Origin of the sequence: Castellaniella sp. (assembly GCF_036379515.1) — a bacterium.
Taxonomy (GTDB): Bacteria; Pseudomonadota; Gammaproteobacteria; order Burkholderiales; family Burkholderiaceae_B; genus Castellaniella.
This window is the reverse complement of the sequence record NZ_DASVGN010000009.1, coordinates 72,060-87,377: the sequence shown is the minus strand read 5'-3', so window position 1 is coordinate 87,377 and position 15,318 is coordinate 72,060. Positions and strand designations below refer to the sequence as shown.

Here is a 15,318-nt window from a genome sequence, read left to right as displayed (position 1 = left end):
GGGTTCTCCTTTGTGCTGTGTGATAGGGACCTTATTCTAGGCAACCTCGATTTCAACCAGTATCGGACGCGGCGCGGCCAAGGTTCTGCGCAACACCTCTGGCAGCACCTGAGGGTCTGAGACACGCTCCGCTTCGCATCCCAGGCTACGGGCAAGCGAAACAAAATCAATGCCTGGAAGATCGATCCCACGCAGTTCGTCGTGAGGCGTAAAGCCATAAACTGGCGCAAACTCGCGCAACGCCGCATAACTGCCATTCTTCAGAATCAGGAAAGTGATGGGCAAACCAAGCTGCGCTGCGCTCCATAGCCCCTGAATGGAATACAGGCTGGAGCCATCGCCAATCAGGCCAATGACCTTCTGGCCTGGCTTACCCAAGGCAACCCCCACCGCGGCGGGCAAGCCAAACCCCAAACCCCCGCTGCACATGGTGTAAAAAGTCTCGGACTGCAGAATAGGCAAGTAGCGCTGCATGACGGGCCGTGCGCTCGGTGCTTCTTCCACGATGATGGAATCGGGCGCCCGGACCCGCGCCAAGGTCTGAAGGGCATAGGCCACGGTCATGGGTGTACCGGGCTGTGCTTCGGGAGCCGGAACCCGTTCCGAAGGGGCCTGGCGCGCCGCAGGCCGCGCGCGGGCGAGCAAATCTCGCACGCTTTGGCGAACACTCCCCAAGGCGGCTGTTCCTTCTGGAGCCCAGGCCAAGGTATTGGGATCGTCCACGATCTGTGCCAGCCGGCTGCCCACAGGAATATGCGGCCCGACCCCTTCGACGTGGTAGGCAAAGGCGGCAGCCCCCAAGGCCAGAATGAAGTCGTGGCCCGTCAGGCGTTCGACAATCGCTTCGCGGGCCGCAGGCAAAAATCCGGCAAACAGACGATGATCTTCGGGGAATCCATTGCGCCCCGACATGGGGGCCACCCAGACGGCGGCCTGGTGTCGCTCCGCCAAGGCGACGACGTCATCCCAAGCCTCGTCACGGTCAACAGCAGCACCCAGGACGAATGCCGGGCGGCGCGCACTATCCAGCTGCTGACCGATAGAATCCAGCAGTACCGGATCGGGCCGTATCGACTGGCTCACGCGACGCGCTTTGACAGGGGCGCACAGCTTGCCCCAGTCGTCTGCAGGCACCGACACCAAAACCGGGCCACACGGTGGTTGCATCGCCATGTAATAGGCCCGCGCAATGGCAAGTGGAACGTCTTCTGCCCGCGCGGGTTCTACGCTCCATTTGACGTAGGGCTTGGGCAGTTCAGTCGCCTGGCTGGAAAACAGAAAAGGGTCGAACGGCAAGATGGCGCGCGATTGCTGCCCCGCCGTGATGACCAGAGGCGTGCGATTACGAAAGGCCGTAAAAATGGCGCCCATGGCATGCCCCACGCCCACCGCCGAATGCAGGTTGACGAAGGCCGCATTGTGAGTCGCTTGAGCGTAACCGTCGGCCATGCCCACGACCACGGATTCCTGCAGCCCCAGCACGTAACGGAAGTCGGCCGGAAAATTCAGGAAGAAACCCAATTCGGTGGACCCCGGGTTGCCAAACAAGGTCGTCATTCCGAATTCACGCAGCAAGTCCGTGACTGCCTTCCGCACAGGTATCTGGGCCAGGGCCTCCGTGCCCTGCACCAGTTCGCGCACCACCCCTTGCTGCATGTCTTCCTCCAGGCTGTCGCCAGCTATTTTCTTATTCACGGGCTGCTCCCCATGCATTGCCCTATGGTGGTATCTCTTATGATATAAATCAATAAAATAGTCTAGATATGTGATATTAGATAAATGAATACAGAAACATTGGATCTCAATCTGCTGCGTCTGTTCGACTTCATCTACGCGTCACGCAGCGTCAGCCAGGCCGCCGAGGCCCTGCGCCTGACTCAACCTGCGGTGAGCCAGGGACTGAGCCGACTACGCAACTCTCTGGGAGACCCCTTGTTCGTACGGGCCGGCGGTGGCGTGCGCCCGACTCCGCGTGCAGATCGCATGGCCCCGGCAGTCCACGCCGCTCTGCACGCCCTCGAAAGCGCCGTGGCCGACTCGGCCGGATTCGATCCTGCCAAGGCCAGCAAGGTTTTTCGCCTGTACATGACGGACATCGGTGAAGGCCGCTTCTTGCCCGCGTTGATCACGGCGTTGCAGCAACGCGCCCCTTACAGCCGAATCGAAACCCTGCGTCCGGGAATGAACGAGCTCGCGCTGGCGCTGGACCAGGGGCGCGTGGACCTGGCGATCGGCTTCGTACCGGATCTGCGCAACATGCGCTCCACCGTTCTGTTTCACGACCGCTATGCCATCCTCATGCGCAAGGGCCACCCCTTCACACGCGCCAGGCGCGGGCACACTACCCACACCCAGGATATCGGCACGCTGGAATTCATCACGGTGCGCACGCATACCTACACACACACCGCGCTTCAGGCCTTGCAACTACAGGATCGCGTGCGTCTGACGACGGAGCACTTCATGGCCCTGCCCGCCATCCTCGAGGCCACCGATCTCGCGGTCATCATGCCGCGAAACATCGCGCTGTCCTCATTTGCTCCCAACCGGCAATTTGCCGTGATCGATGCCGACTTCCCCTTGCGTGAATTCGACGTCGGCGTCCATTGGAGCCCCCGCTACGACGCAGACCCGGCAAACCGCTGGCTACGCGGGCTCATTACGGAACTCTACCAAGAGCAACCGCTGCCCGCAAAAGATCGCCGCACGCCTCGCTCAAGTGTCATCCGGTAGTTGCGCGTGCCGCATAAAAAGGGCCCAGCAGGCCGCCCGAAGCGGCACCAGGCCCGTTCTTCAGCAAGACGGTCGGTCACAAGACCGGCCCGAACCCACTGATACCCCTTATTTACCCGGGTCCTTCACGTTCTTGAACGTGTCGAACTCGACATTCTGCAGCGTGCCGTTGACGTTTTCCAGCTTGCGAATGTACTCGTTCTGGATGATGTCACGCGTCTGCGGATCGATTTCTACCGGGCCGCGCGGGCTGACCCACTTCATGCCCTTGACGGCCTTCATGAAGGCGGCGGCACTGGAATCGCCCTTGGTCTTCTCGAGCGCTGCGTAGATCACATGCATGCCGTCGTACCCACCGACCGACATGAAATTGGGACGATCATTGGGATACGCCTTGATGTAGTCTGCCACGAACTTTTTATTCTCTGGAGACTTGTGGTCCTGGGAATAATGGAAAGCCGTGATCATCCCCAAGGCCGCATCACCCACGGCGGCCAACGAGGCTTCATCGGTCATGTCGCCCGTGCCCAGCTCTTTGATCCCCGCCTTGTCCAGGCCAAGCTCACGGAACTGCTTGAGCAAGGCCACCATGGAACTGCCAGGCGGCACGAAAAAGAATGCCGCATCCGGCTTGGCGTCCTTCATGCGCTGCAAAAACGGCGAGTAATCGGCCGTACTCACAGGAGTACGCACCTCGCCGACCACTTTGCCACCCAAAGCGGTAAAGGTCTTCTGGAACTGCCTCTCGGCGTCATGACCGGGCCCATAATCGGCCACCAGCGTGTACACCTTGCGGATATTGTTCTTGTAGGCCCACTCGGCCATGGCCCATGAGCTCTGGGGCAAGGTCATGGACACGCGAACAATATTGGGGGATTTCTCGGTGACGGAAGACGTGGCCGCGTTCATGACCACCATGGGCACCTTGGCTTCAGTCGCGAGCGGGGCTGCTGAGAATGCGTTGGGGGTGAGGTCGAAGCCCGCCAAAATATCAACGTGATCTTTGGTGATCAGCTCCTGGGCCTGACGCTTGGCCACCGCAGGTGCAATGCCGGTGTCATCGCGGATGATGACCTTGACCTTACGGCCCGCCACTGTATCGCCATGCTCGGCAATGTACAGATCGACACCGTGGCTGATCTGCTTGCCATAGGCCGCAAACGGCCCTGACACTGACAATACCAGACCAATCTTCAGGTCTTTGGCTTGGGCCGGGCTCACGGCAACAACCGTGCCCAGTGCCAGCGCCATGGCCGCCATTGTCTTGCGTAATTTCATGTCTCGCTCCTGTGATGGATGGGTGCTCTTGGGTACTACACAACTCGGGAATATCTGCCGGGCACCGGTGGCCTCCATTGTCTCCGGATGCCCCGGCCTTTACAACTGCTCACACCCACCCATCTGGCGGGTGTGAAAGGCATCTTGTCAGCATGCAGGCACAGCCGCGCCTGCTGTCCGATCCGTCGCCGGTGGCGCCTGAATGACGGGCTCGGCCGCAGCCAGAATCTCTGCGCGATTTTCGGTCAGAGGCGGATAGATGCGATGCCCGTTGATGGTTCGCTTGGTCTGCTTGGCGGCTTCGCGCGTCGACACGACATGGCGATCCCAGCCCTCGGTATAGACCGCGCCCCAAGGCCCCAGGTCAAGAATCGTCGTGTACCAGTCGATCCGCAGGGGGAGCATGGGTTCCCCCATCAGATCGGCCACCACATTGTGACCCGCGTAGCGCCCCATGGGACGGCCATGCTGACACGACATCACCGATTCATGGCCCGCACACACGGTGGAATCAGCCACATCGCCCGCAGCAAAGACGTGGCTTACGCCTTTGACGCGCAAATACTCATCCACCGGAACTCGCCCAAAGTGGTCGCGCTCGACAGGAAAACTTGCCCCCAGGCCATCGGCCTGCATGCCGCCGCACCAGATTACGGTCGCCGTGAGAATCCGTTCCCCATCCGCCAAGGTCACCCCGTGAGCGTCCACCGACTTGATCGCAACGTTCGGACGCGATTCGATCTTCATGTCGGCAAGAGCCTCATCAATGACCTTGCAGGCCTGCTCTCCCATGTTCGAGCCAATGCTGCGACTGTCAGCCAGAATGACGCGCGCCTTCTTGCCGTGTCTGCTTGCACCCACCATACGGTCCAGGCGCTCAGCGAGTCCCGTGGCGATTTCGATGCCGGTCAAGCCGGCCCCGACGACCAGCACCGTGTATTTTTCATCACCCAGGGATGTGTCAGCCGACAGGGAATTGAGGTGGCTTTCCAGTTTTCGGGCACCCCGATAAGTGTCTACGTCAAAGCTGTGCTCTACAAGCCCAGGGATCGGCGGGCGCTTCACATGGCTGCCCAACGCATACACGAGTCGGTCGTAAGACACGCACTGGGAACCTTGGGCTGTCCTGACTTGCACCTGCTGCTTTTGCAGATCGACACCGATGACCTCGGCCTGCAGATGCTTGACTCCGATAGGTCCCAGCACCTTCTTCAGCGGCACGATGGTGACGCCCAGGTTTTCTTCGTAATTCCGCACCCGGATGCTGTGAAAGTCGTTCTTTTCAATCAAGGTGATGGCGACCTGATCCGGGCCGACATGCAGCTCGTCGAGCTCGCGAGCCGCACCCACGGCGCTCCAGAGCCCGCCAAAACCACCACCGATGACCACAATGTTCTTCATGTCATACTCCTGGATTCCAGTCGCGCCAGCGTGTAGGCGCCTGACTCGATCAGTCAGGATAAACCCTTGGTCTCCGACTTGCTTGAGCGTCAGGGCAGCCTAGGGCCTCTGTGGCAAGGTCACTGCCTTGAAGAACTCACCCAGCTCACGGGTAGCGGCCAGAGGCAGCACCTGAGCCACGTACATATCAGGTCGAACCACAATGAGCGCTCCGGTGCGAGCCACACCCCGTACGTCGAAAATGTCGTCGCCCGGCGTCGCCGCATAGACGTTGTCACGATCCTGCAGCTGAAACCGACCCACCCGAGGAAAGAAGGCCAAAGGTACCCGATTCAGGTCAACCTCTATGTGTGGTTGTGGGTAGATCACCTTGAGATCGAACCAGGCATTGGCATCCAGCACAGCCGGAGTGGATCGCGTCAGTGGCGAATCCGGCGACTGCAGAAACCAGTCTCCGAGTGCTGCCAGGACAGCCGATTGTCCGGTGGGCGAGGCATCCGCGAAAACATAGATACGCCAACGTCCATCAGCCTTGTGTTCGTGCCCCAGGTGCAGCACATCGGCATCTGCCACGCGCGTCACCCTGGCCGACCGAAAACGCTTGCCGACCGGAAAGCCTGTCGCCAGCGATCGATGAGTCTCGCCGCCCGTGATCATCGAAGCGCTGTATTGCGTCATGAAGCCCTGTGCAAACTCGGTGATCTGCAAATAGGCGTTTTCAAGATCGCGGGGGTCGTCGAAATCCTCGGGGCGTTTGGCCATGGTGCTGGCCCAGCGCTTGTCGAAGTCGATAATGTTCTGTCCGATTTCCTGACGCTCGGCCGAATACGTGGCCAACAAGGCCTCGGGAGCTCTGCCCTGCAGCACGTGGCCGAGCTTCCAGCCCAGATTGAAGCCGTCCTGCATGGACACATTCATCCCCTGGCCTGCTTTGGCGCTATGGGTATGGCTCGCGTCCCCCGCGATGAATACGTGCGGCAGGCGCCGTCCGATTTCTTCGACGGGCACATCATCGAAACGATCGCACACCCGGTGTCCCACCTGATACACGCTATACCAGGCGACTTCTCGCACATCCAGGGCGTAAGGATGGAAAATCTTCTGCGCCCGGGCAATCGTTTGTTCGACAGTGGTGTTACGAATGCTGCGATCGCCGGCAGGCACGTCACCCAGATCAACGTACAGACGAAACAGATACCCTCCCTCGCGCGGAATGAGCAGGATGGTGCCATGCTCTTCGGACTGGATGGCGCACTTCACCCGAATATCGGGAAAATCCGTTTCGGCCAGCAGGTCCATCACCCCCCAGGCATGATGAGAGGAGCCTCCCTCGGCTCGACAGCCAATGGCATCTCGGACCCGGCTGTGCGCGCCGTCCGCCCCCACGACGTACTTCGCGCGAACCACGCGCGTCTGCCCTGCCCTGGGGCCTTCGACGTAAGACAGCGTGACGGCTACCGGATGCACGGTGTCGTTCGTCAGCGCCAGCCCCTGGAATTCCAGACCGTAATCCGGTTTCATGCGGGTGGGCGCATTGGCCATGAATTCAGCAAAATAGTCCAGTACTCGTGCCTGGTTCACGGTGATGTGTGGATATTCGCTCACGCCATTGGGATCTTCAAGCACACGCGAGGTCCGTACGATGCGCGACACATCCGCCGGATCAGGCTTCCAGAAGGCCGTTTCGGTGATCTTGCAACCCTCGGCCACGATGCGCTCGGCGAACCCAAATGCATCAAAAGTCTCTACGCTACGAGGCTGGATACCGTCAGCCTGCCCGACTTCCAGACGCCCGGCGCGCCGCTCCACGATCCGGGTGGTGACATCCGGAAACTGCGATAACTGAGCCGCCGTGATCATTCCGGCAGGCCCGGTCCCCACGATCAGGACGTCGACCTCATCGGGGATATCCTGTGGCCGGTCGAGACCCACGCCCGCCGCCGAACGAATGCGGGGATCGGCCGATACATAGCCATTGTGATGAAACTGCATGGTGATGTCTCCTCGGGAGGTCCAAAGCCACGTGCAGACGCACGCTGCAACACGCCCTGCAGCGCCGTCCTGAGCGCTCCAATTTTTAGTGTTCTACCGCTTCGTCTGCACCCGCACCCAACCAGCGGTCCAGCGCGGCATCGTCGGCCAACAGTGCATCACTTGCGCCCGAATACACCACGCGCCCACGCTCCAGCACTAGAGCCTGCCGCGTAATGGGCAGAATCTGGCGAGCGTGCTGCTCGACGAGAATGACGGCCATATTGCCTTCGGCCACCATCTTGCTCGTGATATTGAGCAGCTCCTGTGCAATGAGCGGTGCAAGTCCTTCAAGGGGTTCGTCCAGGAGGAGTACCTTGGGGTTCAACATGAGTGCTCGCCCCATGGATAGCATCTGCTGCTCACCTCCCGAGAGCTGGTTGCCAAGATTCGCACGCCGCTCTTTCAGCCGTGGAAAAATACCGTAGACACGGTCGAGCGTCCAATCACCCGCGCGGGCAACCACCGTCAGATTCTCTTCGACTGTGAGCGATTTGAAGATATCGCGCTCCTGTGGCACCCAGCCCAACCCTGCCTGCGCCCTCAAATGGCTGGGCACGTGGGCAATGTCTTTGCCGCGATACAGAATCTGCCCCTTGCGCTGGCGAGTGGCCCCCATGAGCGTGGCCAAAAGCGTGGTCTTGCCCATGCCATTGCGGCCCAGCAAGGCGAGGCTATCGCCGGCATTCAAGGTCAGCGAGACGTCCTCGAGCACGATCGCGTCACCGTAGCCTGCCCACACGTTTTCCAACCGCAACAGCTCAGACATGGGATTCTCCAAGATAGACTTCCTTGACCCGTGGGTGATGGGCAATGACGTCGGGCGTATCCTCGACCAGCAAAGCGCCCGACACCAGAACGGAGATACGGTCGGCAAACCGGAACACCAGGTTCATGTCGTGTTCGATCAGCAGAATGGTCACCTCGCGCGGCAACTGCGCGATAGTCTCGAAGAGTTCGTGGCTTTCACTGGTGGGTACCCCGGCCGCGGGCTCGTCCAGCAACAAGACCTTGGGTTCCAAGGCAAGCGCCAACGCGATTTCGATCAAGCGCTGACGTCCATAGGCCAGGTTGCGAGTGGCCTCCAGGGCGTCGGGCAGCAACTTCAGCCGCTCGAGAATCTGTGCCGCCTCATCGACGACTTCGCCACGACGCGCGAGCGGGCGCCACCATTGCGTACCCAGTCCCCGACGCTCGCTCACGGCCAGCGCCACGGACTCCAATACCGTCATTTCCTTGAACAGCTGATTGATCTGAAACGTACGCACCAGACCCTGGCGACAGCGTTCATGCTGCGCCATCCGGGTGACGTCCTGATCCATCAGAACCACCTGCCCAGAGGTGGGCTCCAGGTACCCCGTCAACAAGTTGATGAGCGTGGTCTTACCGGCACCATTCGGACCAATGAGGGCATGCCTGGCCCCCGCCGCAATCGAGAGATTCACCTGATCGGTCACCACGAAGGCGCCAAAGGTTCTCACCAGATCATGGGTCTGCAATACCGGGCTCATGACACGTCTCCGGGCGACACGTTGCGGCGCGCACGCGCCTTCTGCCGCGAGGACTCGATCCATTGCTGCGCAGTGCCCAGAATGCCGCCCCGTGCAAACAGGACGACGAGGACCAGAATCAGACCCAACCAGAACTGCCAGTACTGCGGATTCATGTCTGACAGAAAATAGTTGATGACCACAAACACCACAGCGCCCAGGATGCCGCCATACAGGTGGCCCGCACCGCCCAAAATGAGGATGAGTAGAAGATCGGCCGACCGCTGGAAGCTCAGCACGTCCAGTGATACGAACTGATTGGTCTGCGCCAGCAATGCGCCCGCTACGCCGGCGTACGCTGCACCGATGGTATAGATCTTGACCAGGCGGCGGTTGACCGGCACCCCGAGCGCCGGCATGCGCAGCACATTCATGCGAATGCCCCGCAGACTCTGCCCAAACGGCGAATACACCAGCCTGCGCGCAAACCAGAAGAGCACGAACAACACGACGACGGAATAGATGTAGCCCACGCGTCCGAACATGTCGAAATCAAAGAGCCCGAGAATGGGCTTGACCTCGACGCCTGGCATGCCATCGACGCCACCCGTGATGCTGGTGAATTTATTGGCCAGCTCGAAGAGCATGAGGGCTACCCCCAACGTCACCATGAGTCGTGACAGATCGTTGCCGCGCAACAGCAAGAAGCTGCTCAGAAAGCCCAGAATGCCGGCGAACAGTCCTGCCAGAAGCAGACACAGAATCGGGTCGCCAAAACCGTGCGTTCCCAACAGGCCCACCGTATAGGCCCCCACTCCGAAGAACGCCGCGTGCCCGAGCGAAATCAGGCCCGCATAGCCAAAGATCAGGTCCAGTGAGAGCGCGAACAGGCCCGTAATGGCGATCTGGCTCAACAACAGGTAGTTTCCCGGGAACAGAAAATAGGCGATGACGGGCAGGCACCAGAACACGTATTCAAGAGGCTTCCAGTGCGCGGCACGCCGATACCGCGCCAGCGCTTCGTGCTCAGGAGCACCAGCCGTACTGGGCGACTTGTGATTCATGGAAAGTGTCGACATGGCAGGGCTCAATTATGACTGCGGCCAAAGAGGCCATGGGGCCGGAAGATCAAGGCCGCGACCATCACCGCGTAGATGATGAAGGCGCCAATCTGCGGGATGTAATACTTGCCTGCGACGTCCGCAACCCCCAGCAAAATGGCTGCATACAGGGACCCGAGAATATTTCCCGTGCCACCCACTGTCACGACGATCAGAAAGTACACCAGATACTTCACGGGGAATTCAGGGTCCAGGCCCAACATTTCGACTCCCATCGCCCCCCCAAGACCCGCCAGTGCCGATCCCAACGCAAACGTGAGGCTGAACACGCGGTTGACGTCGATGCCCAGGCCGCGCGCTACCCGTTGGTTATCCACCGATGCACGCAGCTTGGCGCCAAAGGAAGTCTTGATGATGGACCATTGCAGCCCCAGCGCCACGACCAATCCCACGATGACAAGGAACAGGCGATAGACCCCAACGTCCATCCCCGGCAGATGGATCTGTCCTTGCAGGAAGGCCGGCAAATGCAGCGGCTGTTGTTGTGCCCCAAAGAAATAATGTGCGGCAGCGACCGACATGAACACCAGGCCAATGGAAAACAACACTTGATCAAGTTCAGAAGCCGCATACAGACGCCGATACAGCGTCCTTTCGAGCACGATTCCGGCCAGTGCCGGGATGAGGATCGCAAAAGGCAAGGTCGCCAAAAACGGCACACCGTAGCGATTGAGCAGCACCACGCAAGCGTACCCGCCCAACATCGCGAACGCACCATGGGCCAAGTTGATGAAGTTCATCAACCCCAGAGTGACCGACAAGCCGACGCTGATCAGAAACAACAGCATGCCAAAAGCCACGCCATCGAAAAATATCGTCATGATTCATTCCGAAAAAAGGCGACGGGCTGTGCTGCGGTCTGCGCACACCCCGCCGGCTTATACGATGCTCAGCTTGCCTTGCCCGGGTCCTTCACAGCCTTGAAGGTATCGAACTCAACGTTCTGCAACACACCGTCGACTCGCTCCACCTTGCGGATGTAAACATTCTGGATGATATCGCGGGTCTGCGGGTCGATTTCGACGGGACCACGCGGGCTCACCCACTGCATGCCCTTGACTGCGGCCATGAAAGCCGGCGCGCTGGAATCCCCCTTGGTCGCTTCCAGGGCCTTGTAGATCAGGTGCATGCCGTCGTACCCGGCCACCGCAACGAAATTGGGGCGGTCCTTAGGATAGGCCTTCTTGTAAGCGGCCACGAACGCCTTGTTCTCGGGCGAATCATGCGCCTGGGAATAATGGAACGAGGTGATCATGCCCAATGCCGCATCGCCGGAAGCATCGATCAGGTCTTCGTCCGTCAGGTCACCGGTTGCGATCTCCTTGATTCCGGCCTTGTCCAGACCACGCTCCTTGAAGCCCTTGGCTAGCGCCACCACAGCCTCACCATTGGGAACGAACAGGAACACGGCATCCGGCTTGGCGTCCTTCACGCGTTGCAGGAACGGCGAGTAGTCGGCGGTGTTGACCGGAGTGCGGACTTCACCTACCACCTGTCCGCCCAAGCTGGTGAAGGTCTTCTGGAATTGCTTTTCGGCATCATGACCGGGACCATAATCGGCCACCAGCGTATAGACTTTGTGAATCCCGTTCTTGTAGGCCCACTCGGCCATCGGCGCCGTATTCTGCGGCAAGGTCATGGACACGCGCACGATGTTGGGGGATTTTTCCGTGATGGACGACGTCGCGGCGTTCAGGACGACCATGGGCACCTTGGCCTCGGTGGCCAGGGGTGCCACCGAAAAGGCGTTGGGTGTCAAGGTGAACCCGGCCAGGATGTCGACCTTGTCCTTGATGACGAGTTCCTGCGCCTGGCGCTTGGCCACCGCAGGCGAAATACCCGTGTCATCCCTCACGATGATGTCGACCTTGCGGCCAGCCACCATGTTGCCGTGTTCGGCCATGTATAGATCGATGCCATGCTGGATCTGCTTGCCGTGCGCCGCAAACGGTCCGGACATCGGAACAACCAGCCCGATTTTGAGGTCCTTGGCTTGTGCCGGGCTGAAGGCCACGGCCGTGCCCAAGGCCAAGGCCACCGCGCCCAAGGTTTTGATGAGTTTCATGGTCTTGCTCCTGATGGATGATTATTGACAACTTATATGAATCGGGCTGGTGCCAAAGGCTCAGCCTTGCAACTGCTGCTCCAGCTGATGCAGCACCTGATAACAGGGCAGCACCTGCGCCACGCTGGAATTGGGCTCGCGCCCCTCGCGGATCGCGGCAAAAAATTCGCGATCTTGCAATTCGATGCCATTCATGGACACCGCTACCTTGCTGACATCGATGGCTTCGTCCTTGCCGGTGACGAGGTCGTCGTAGCGCGCCAGGTACGTGGCCGTGTCGCCGATATAGCGAAAGAACGTACCAAACGGCCCTTCGTTGTTGAAACTGAGCGACAGTGTGCAAATCGCGCCATTCTGGGCCTGCAGCTGAATGGACATGTCCATGGCAATACCCAATTGCGGGTGAATTGGCCCCTGTATTGCATTGGCCTTCACGACGGGGCTGCCGCACTGATAGGCAAACAGGTCCACCGTGTGCGCTGCATGGTGCCACAGCAAATGATCGGTCCAGCTGCGCGCCTCGCCCTTGGCGTTCATGTTCTGGCGACGGAAGAAATACGTCTGCACGTCCATCTGCTGGACGTGGAACTCGCCGCGCGCGATGCGCTGGTGCACGTACTGATGGCTGGGGTTGAAGCGCCGTGTGTGGCCACACATGGCGACCTTGCCGGATTGACTGGCGAGATCCACCAGCGCCTGTGCGTCGGCCAGGCTGTCCGCCATGGGAATCTCGGTCTGCACGTGCTTGCCAGCCCTCAGACACTGCATGGCCTGCGAGGCGTGCATCTGAGTAGGTGTGCAAAGAATGACCGCGTCGACCTCGGGGCGCTCCAGCGCTTCGGAAAGCTCGGTCGTCACGTGGTCAATGCCGTACTGCCGCGCGACGGCGCGCGTCTTGTCGAGCGTGCGCCCCACCAGCGAGACGACCTCGACCCCCGCTATGTGCTTGATGCCATCGAGGTGCTTGGTGCCAAAGGCTCCCGCACCTGCCAGAGCAACCTTCAGAATCTTCTCAGCCATTATTGTTCCTCAAGAATCAGGTGGCCAATGGCCGTGTTCGAGCCTGGCACGTGGTAGAAGCGGTGCGCGACGCGCGGCGCAGGCCCCCCTGCGACATCGGCCATGGCGCCACGTGCAATCAGCCACATGACGAGCTCAATGCCCTCGGAGCCTGCCTCACGCACATAATTGATGTGCGGCACCTCGGCCTGCGCCGCCGGGTCGCGAATGATCTGATCCATGAAGGCGTTGTCGAACTCTTTGTTGATGAGGCCAGCACGCGGTCCCTGAAGCTGGTGACTCATCCCGCCCGTTCCCCAGATCTGAACGTTGAGCGGTTCATCGTAGGCCTCGATGGCACGACGGATGGCCTGCCCCAACTGGAAACAACGCCGCCCCGAAGGCACCGGGTACTGGACCACGTTGACCGCGAATGGAATCACCGGGCAAGGCCAGGCTTCAGGTTGGCCACACATCAAGGTGAGCGGTACCGTGAGGCCATGGTCCACGTCCATCTTGTTGACGATGGTCAGGTCGAAGTCTTGCTGAATGACTGACTGAGCGATGTGCGCGGCCAGCTTGGGGTGACCGATGACGGTAGGAACGGGGCGCGGCCCCCAGCCTTCGTCGGCCGGCTTGTATTGCTCGCCGGTCCCGATCGCAAAGGTCGGGATCAGATCCAGGCTGAAAGCCGTCGCGTGATCGTTGTACACCAGGAAGATCACGTCCGGCTTGTTCTCTTTGAGCCATTGCTTGGAAAACTCGTAACCCTTGAAAAGCGGAGCCCAATAGTCGGTACCCGTCTTGCCCAGATCCACCGCCGCCCCAATGGCGGGCACATGGGAGGTATAGACGCTGGCCGTGATGCGCGCGTGAGTCTGACTCATGAGTGGTGTTCTCCGATCTTGCGGTTGCCTTCAATGGAGCGGCCGCCATGAAGCATCATGGCGGCGTAATCTTCTTGCGACATGCCCGTCATGCTGGCTGCCATGTACTGGAATGAGCGGCCATCGGTTGCCCCAAGCTTGGCAAGAAAATAGATGTTTCCGCCCAGCTTCAGACAGCGGTTCAGGTCTCGCGCCAGCACCGCCTGTTTCTGATCCTCGGTCATGGGCCATTCGTCCAGGTAGGCACGTTCGTCGGCACGAAACCGGTCGCGGTTTTCAGCCTTCATGAGCGACATGCAGAACTGATTCAGGTGGTAACCCAAGCGGGATTGGTCAGTATCGAAAATGGTCGTGCCAGGAATGTCGGTATAGGGCTTGTTCAAGGACATGGTTCACCTCCAGTACAAGCGATTGGGGTTCTCGACCAGGAGCTTTTGCTGCAGCTCGGCGGTCGGGGCAATTTGCGGGATGTAATCCACCAGCAATCCGTCATCTGGCATATGTGTCTTCAGATTGGGATGTGGCCAGTCCGTGCCCCACAACACACGGTCAGGGAATGTTTCGACCAGGCGGCGGCCAAAGGGCACGACGTCATGGTAGGCATGCTGCTCGCCGTTCAGGGCGAAAGGCCCTGTCTTGCTCAGGCGTTCCGGGCAGGTGACCTTGCTCCAGATATTGGAGTGCTCCTGCATCAACTGCACGAACAGGTTGAAATCCGGGCCATCCACCGGCTTGGTGACATCGGGACGCCCCATGTGATCCACAACCACCGTGGTCGGCAATGCAGCCACAAAATCGTAGAGATCGGGCAAATCCTGAGCCTCGAAATACACCACGATATGCCAACCCAGCGGCGCAATGCGCTGTGCAATCTGCACGAACACCTCGCGGGGGGTATTGCTCACCAGGCGCTTGACGAAATTGAAGCGCGTACCCCGCACCCCCGCTTCGTGCAACGCGTGCAGTTCTGCGTCGGAGATGTCTGGAGCGACGGACGCCACGCCACGCGCCCGACCTTGGGACGCCTTCAGGGCATCCACCAGCGCACGGTTGTCCGTGCCATGGCAGGTAGCCTGCACGATCACGTTTTTCTCGAAGCCCAGATGATCCCGCAGGGCGAAGAGTGCCTCTTTGGGTGCATCGCACGGCGTGTACTTGCGCTTGGGCGAATACGGAAACACGGCACCCGGCCCAAATACGTGGCAGTGGGCGTCCACGGCACCGGCCGGCAATTTGAAGTGCGGGCGGCTGGGGCCATCGTAGAAATCCAGCCAGCCGGGCGTCTTTTCGAATACTTCTGGAGAGCTCATGGG

Annotated in this window: 14 protein-coding genes; 1 reads left to right on the top strand and 13 read right to left on the bottom strand. The window is 60.0% G+C overall.

Annotated features, from left to right (window positions below):
- Nucleotides 1–36: 36 nt before the first annotated feature.
- On the bottom strand, nt 37–1,656 hold the full coding sequence (mdlC, locus tag VF285_RS02945; RefSeq protein WP_346951166.1) for a benzoylformate decarboxylase: 1,620 nt from the start codon (nt 1,654–1,656) through the stop codon (nt 37–39).
- Nucleotides 1,657–1,779: 123 nt separating this feature from the next.
- Here mdlC and VF285_RS02940 point away from each other — a divergent pair, with 123 nt between their 5' ends.
- Complete coding sequence (locus tag VF285_RS02940) at nt 1,780–2,733, top strand: LysR family transcriptional regulator (RefSeq protein ID WP_346951120.1); 954 nt, start codon at nt 1,780–1,782, stop codon at nt 2,731–2,733.
- 108 nt (nt 2,734–2,841) lie between these two features.
- Here VF285_RS02940 and VF285_RS02935 read toward each other — a convergent pair whose 3' ends face one another.
- The 12 genes from VF285_RS02935 to VF285_RS02880 all read right to left on the bottom strand — a co-directional run bounded on the left by VF285_RS02935 (nt 2,842) and on the right by VF285_RS02880 (nt 15,315).
- Nucleotides 2,842–4,011 (bottom strand): ABC transporter substrate-binding protein, encoded by a 1,170-nt coding sequence (locus VF285_RS02935; RefSeq protein WP_346951119.1) that lies wholly within the window; start codon nt 4,009–4,011, stop codon nt 2,842–2,844.
- A gap of 147 nt (nt 4,012–4,158) precedes the next feature.
- The gene (locus VF285_RS02930; RefSeq protein WP_346951118.1) at nt 4,159–5,412 is read right to left on the bottom strand and encodes an NAD(P)/FAD-dependent oxidoreductase; all 1,254 of its coding nucleotides are present in this window, start codon (nt 5,410–5,412) and stop codon (nt 4,159–4,161) included.
- A 99-nt stretch (nt 5,413–5,511) separates the two neighbouring features.
- On the bottom strand, nt 5,512–7,404 hold the full coding sequence (locus tag VF285_RS02925) for an FAD-dependent monooxygenase (protein WP_346951117.1): 1,893 nt from the start codon (nt 7,402–7,404) through the stop codon (nt 5,512–5,514).
- Between the two features lie 85 nt (nt 7,405–7,489).
- Nucleotides 7,490–8,212: an ABC transporter ATP-binding protein gene (locus VF285_RS02920; protein ID WP_346951116.1), complete on the bottom strand. Its 723-nt coding sequence runs from the start codon at nt 8,210–8,212 to the stop codon at nt 7,490–7,492.
- Nucleotides 8,205–8,954, bottom strand: coding sequence for an ABC transporter ATP-binding protein (locus VF285_RS02915; RefSeq protein ID WP_346951115.1), 750 nt, complete (start codon nt 8,952–8,954; stop codon nt 8,205–8,207). Before VF285_RS02915 ends, VF285_RS02920 begins: the two co-directional genes overlap by 8 nt.
- Nucleotides 8,951–10,012, bottom strand: a complete 1,062-nt coding sequence (locus VF285_RS02910; protein ID WP_346951114.1) for a branched-chain amino acid ABC transporter permease — start codon at nt 10,010–10,012, stop codon at nt 8,951–8,953. The genes VF285_RS02915 and VF285_RS02910 overlap by 4 nt, the downstream gene beginning before the upstream one ends.
- Before the next feature lie 8 nt (nt 10,013–10,020).
- Nucleotides 10,021–10,875 (bottom strand): branched-chain amino acid ABC transporter permease, encoded by an 855-nt coding sequence (locus tag VF285_RS02905; RefSeq protein WP_346951113.1) that lies wholly within the window; start codon nt 10,873–10,875, stop codon nt 10,021–10,023.
- Nucleotides 10,876–10,943: 68 nt separating this feature from the next.
- A complete protein-coding gene (locus tag VF285_RS02900; protein WP_346951112.1) occupies nt 10,944–12,119 on the bottom strand; it encodes an ABC transporter substrate-binding protein in 1,176 nt (391 codons plus the stop codon).
- 60 nt (nt 12,120–12,179) lie between these two features.
- Complete coding sequence (locus VF285_RS02895) at nt 12,180–13,139, bottom strand: Gfo/Idh/MocA family oxidoreductase (protein WP_346951111.1); 960 nt, start codon at nt 13,137–13,139, stop codon at nt 12,180–12,182.
- Nucleotides 13,139–14,005, bottom strand: coding sequence for a class III extradiol dioxygenase subunit beta (locus VF285_RS02890; RefSeq protein WP_346951110.1), 867 nt, complete (start codon nt 14,003–14,005; stop codon nt 13,139–13,141). Before VF285_RS02890 ends, VF285_RS02895 begins: the two co-directional genes overlap by 1 nt.
- Nucleotides 14,002–14,394 (bottom strand): protocatechuate 4,5-dioxygenase subunit alpha, encoded by a 393-nt coding sequence (gene ligA / locus VF285_RS02885; RefSeq protein WP_346951109.1) that lies wholly within the window; start codon nt 14,392–14,394, stop codon nt 14,002–14,004. The genes VF285_RS02890 and ligA overlap by 4 nt, the downstream gene beginning before the upstream one ends.
- A 3-nt stretch (nt 14,395–14,397) precedes the next feature.
- A complete protein-coding gene (locus VF285_RS02880; protein WP_346951108.1) occupies nt 14,398–15,315 on the bottom strand; it encodes an amidohydrolase family protein in 918 nt (305 codons plus the stop codon).
- Nucleotides 15,316–15,318: the final 3 nt, after the last annotated feature.

Coding starts and splice junctions, on each gene's coding strand:
- VF285_RS02900 (WP_346951112.1), bottom strand. CDS start 12,119: ATGAAACTCATCAAAACCTTGGGCGCGGTGGCCTTGGCCTTGGGCACG.
- VF285_RS02905 (WP_346951113.1), bottom strand. CDS start 10,875: ATGACGATATTTTTCGATGGCGTGGCTTTTGGCATGCTGTTGTTTCTG.
- VF285_RS02940 (WP_346951120.1), top strand. CDS start 1,780: ATGAATACAGAAACATTGGATCTCAATCTGCTGCGTCTGTTCGACTTC.
- ligA (WP_346951109.1), bottom strand. CDS start 14,394: ATGTCCTTGAACAAGCCCTATACCGACATTCCTGGCACGACCATTTTC.
- VF285_RS02920 (WP_346951116.1), bottom strand. CDS start 8,212: ATGTCTGAGCTGTTGCGGTTGGAAAACGTGTGGGCAGGCTACGGTGAC.
- VF285_RS02930 (WP_346951118.1), bottom strand. CDS start 5,412: ATGAAGAACATTGTGGTCATCGGTGGTGGTTTTGGCGGGCTCTGGAGC.
- VF285_RS02925 (WP_346951117.1), bottom strand. CDS start 7,404: ATGCAGTTTCATCACAATGGCTATGTATCGGCCGATCCCCGCATTCGT.
- VF285_RS02915 (WP_346951115.1), bottom strand. CDS start 8,954: ATGAGCCCGGTATTGCAGACCCATGATCTGGTGAGAACCTTTGGCGCC.
- VF285_RS02890 (WP_346951110.1), bottom strand. CDS start 14,005: ATGAGTCAGACTCACGCGCGCATCACGGCCAGCGTCTATACCTCCCAT.
- VF285_RS02935 (WP_346951119.1), bottom strand. CDS start 4,011: ATGAAATTACGCAAGACAATGGCGGCCATGGCGCTGGCACTGGGCACG.
- mdlC (WP_346951166.1), bottom strand. CDS start 1,656: ATGCAGCAAGGGGTGGTGCGCGAACTGGTGCAGGGCACGGAGGCCCTG.
- VF285_RS02880 (WP_346951108.1), bottom strand. CDS start 15,315: ATGAGCTCTCCAGAAGTATTCGAAAAGACGCCCGGCTGGCTGGATTTC.
- VF285_RS02910 (WP_346951114.1), bottom strand. CDS start 10,012: ATGTCGACACTTTCCATGAATCACAAGTCGCCCAGTACGGCTGGTGCT.
- VF285_RS02895 (WP_346951111.1), bottom strand. CDS start 13,139: ATGGCTGAGAAGATTCTGAAGGTTGCTCTGGCAGGTGCGGGAGCCTTT.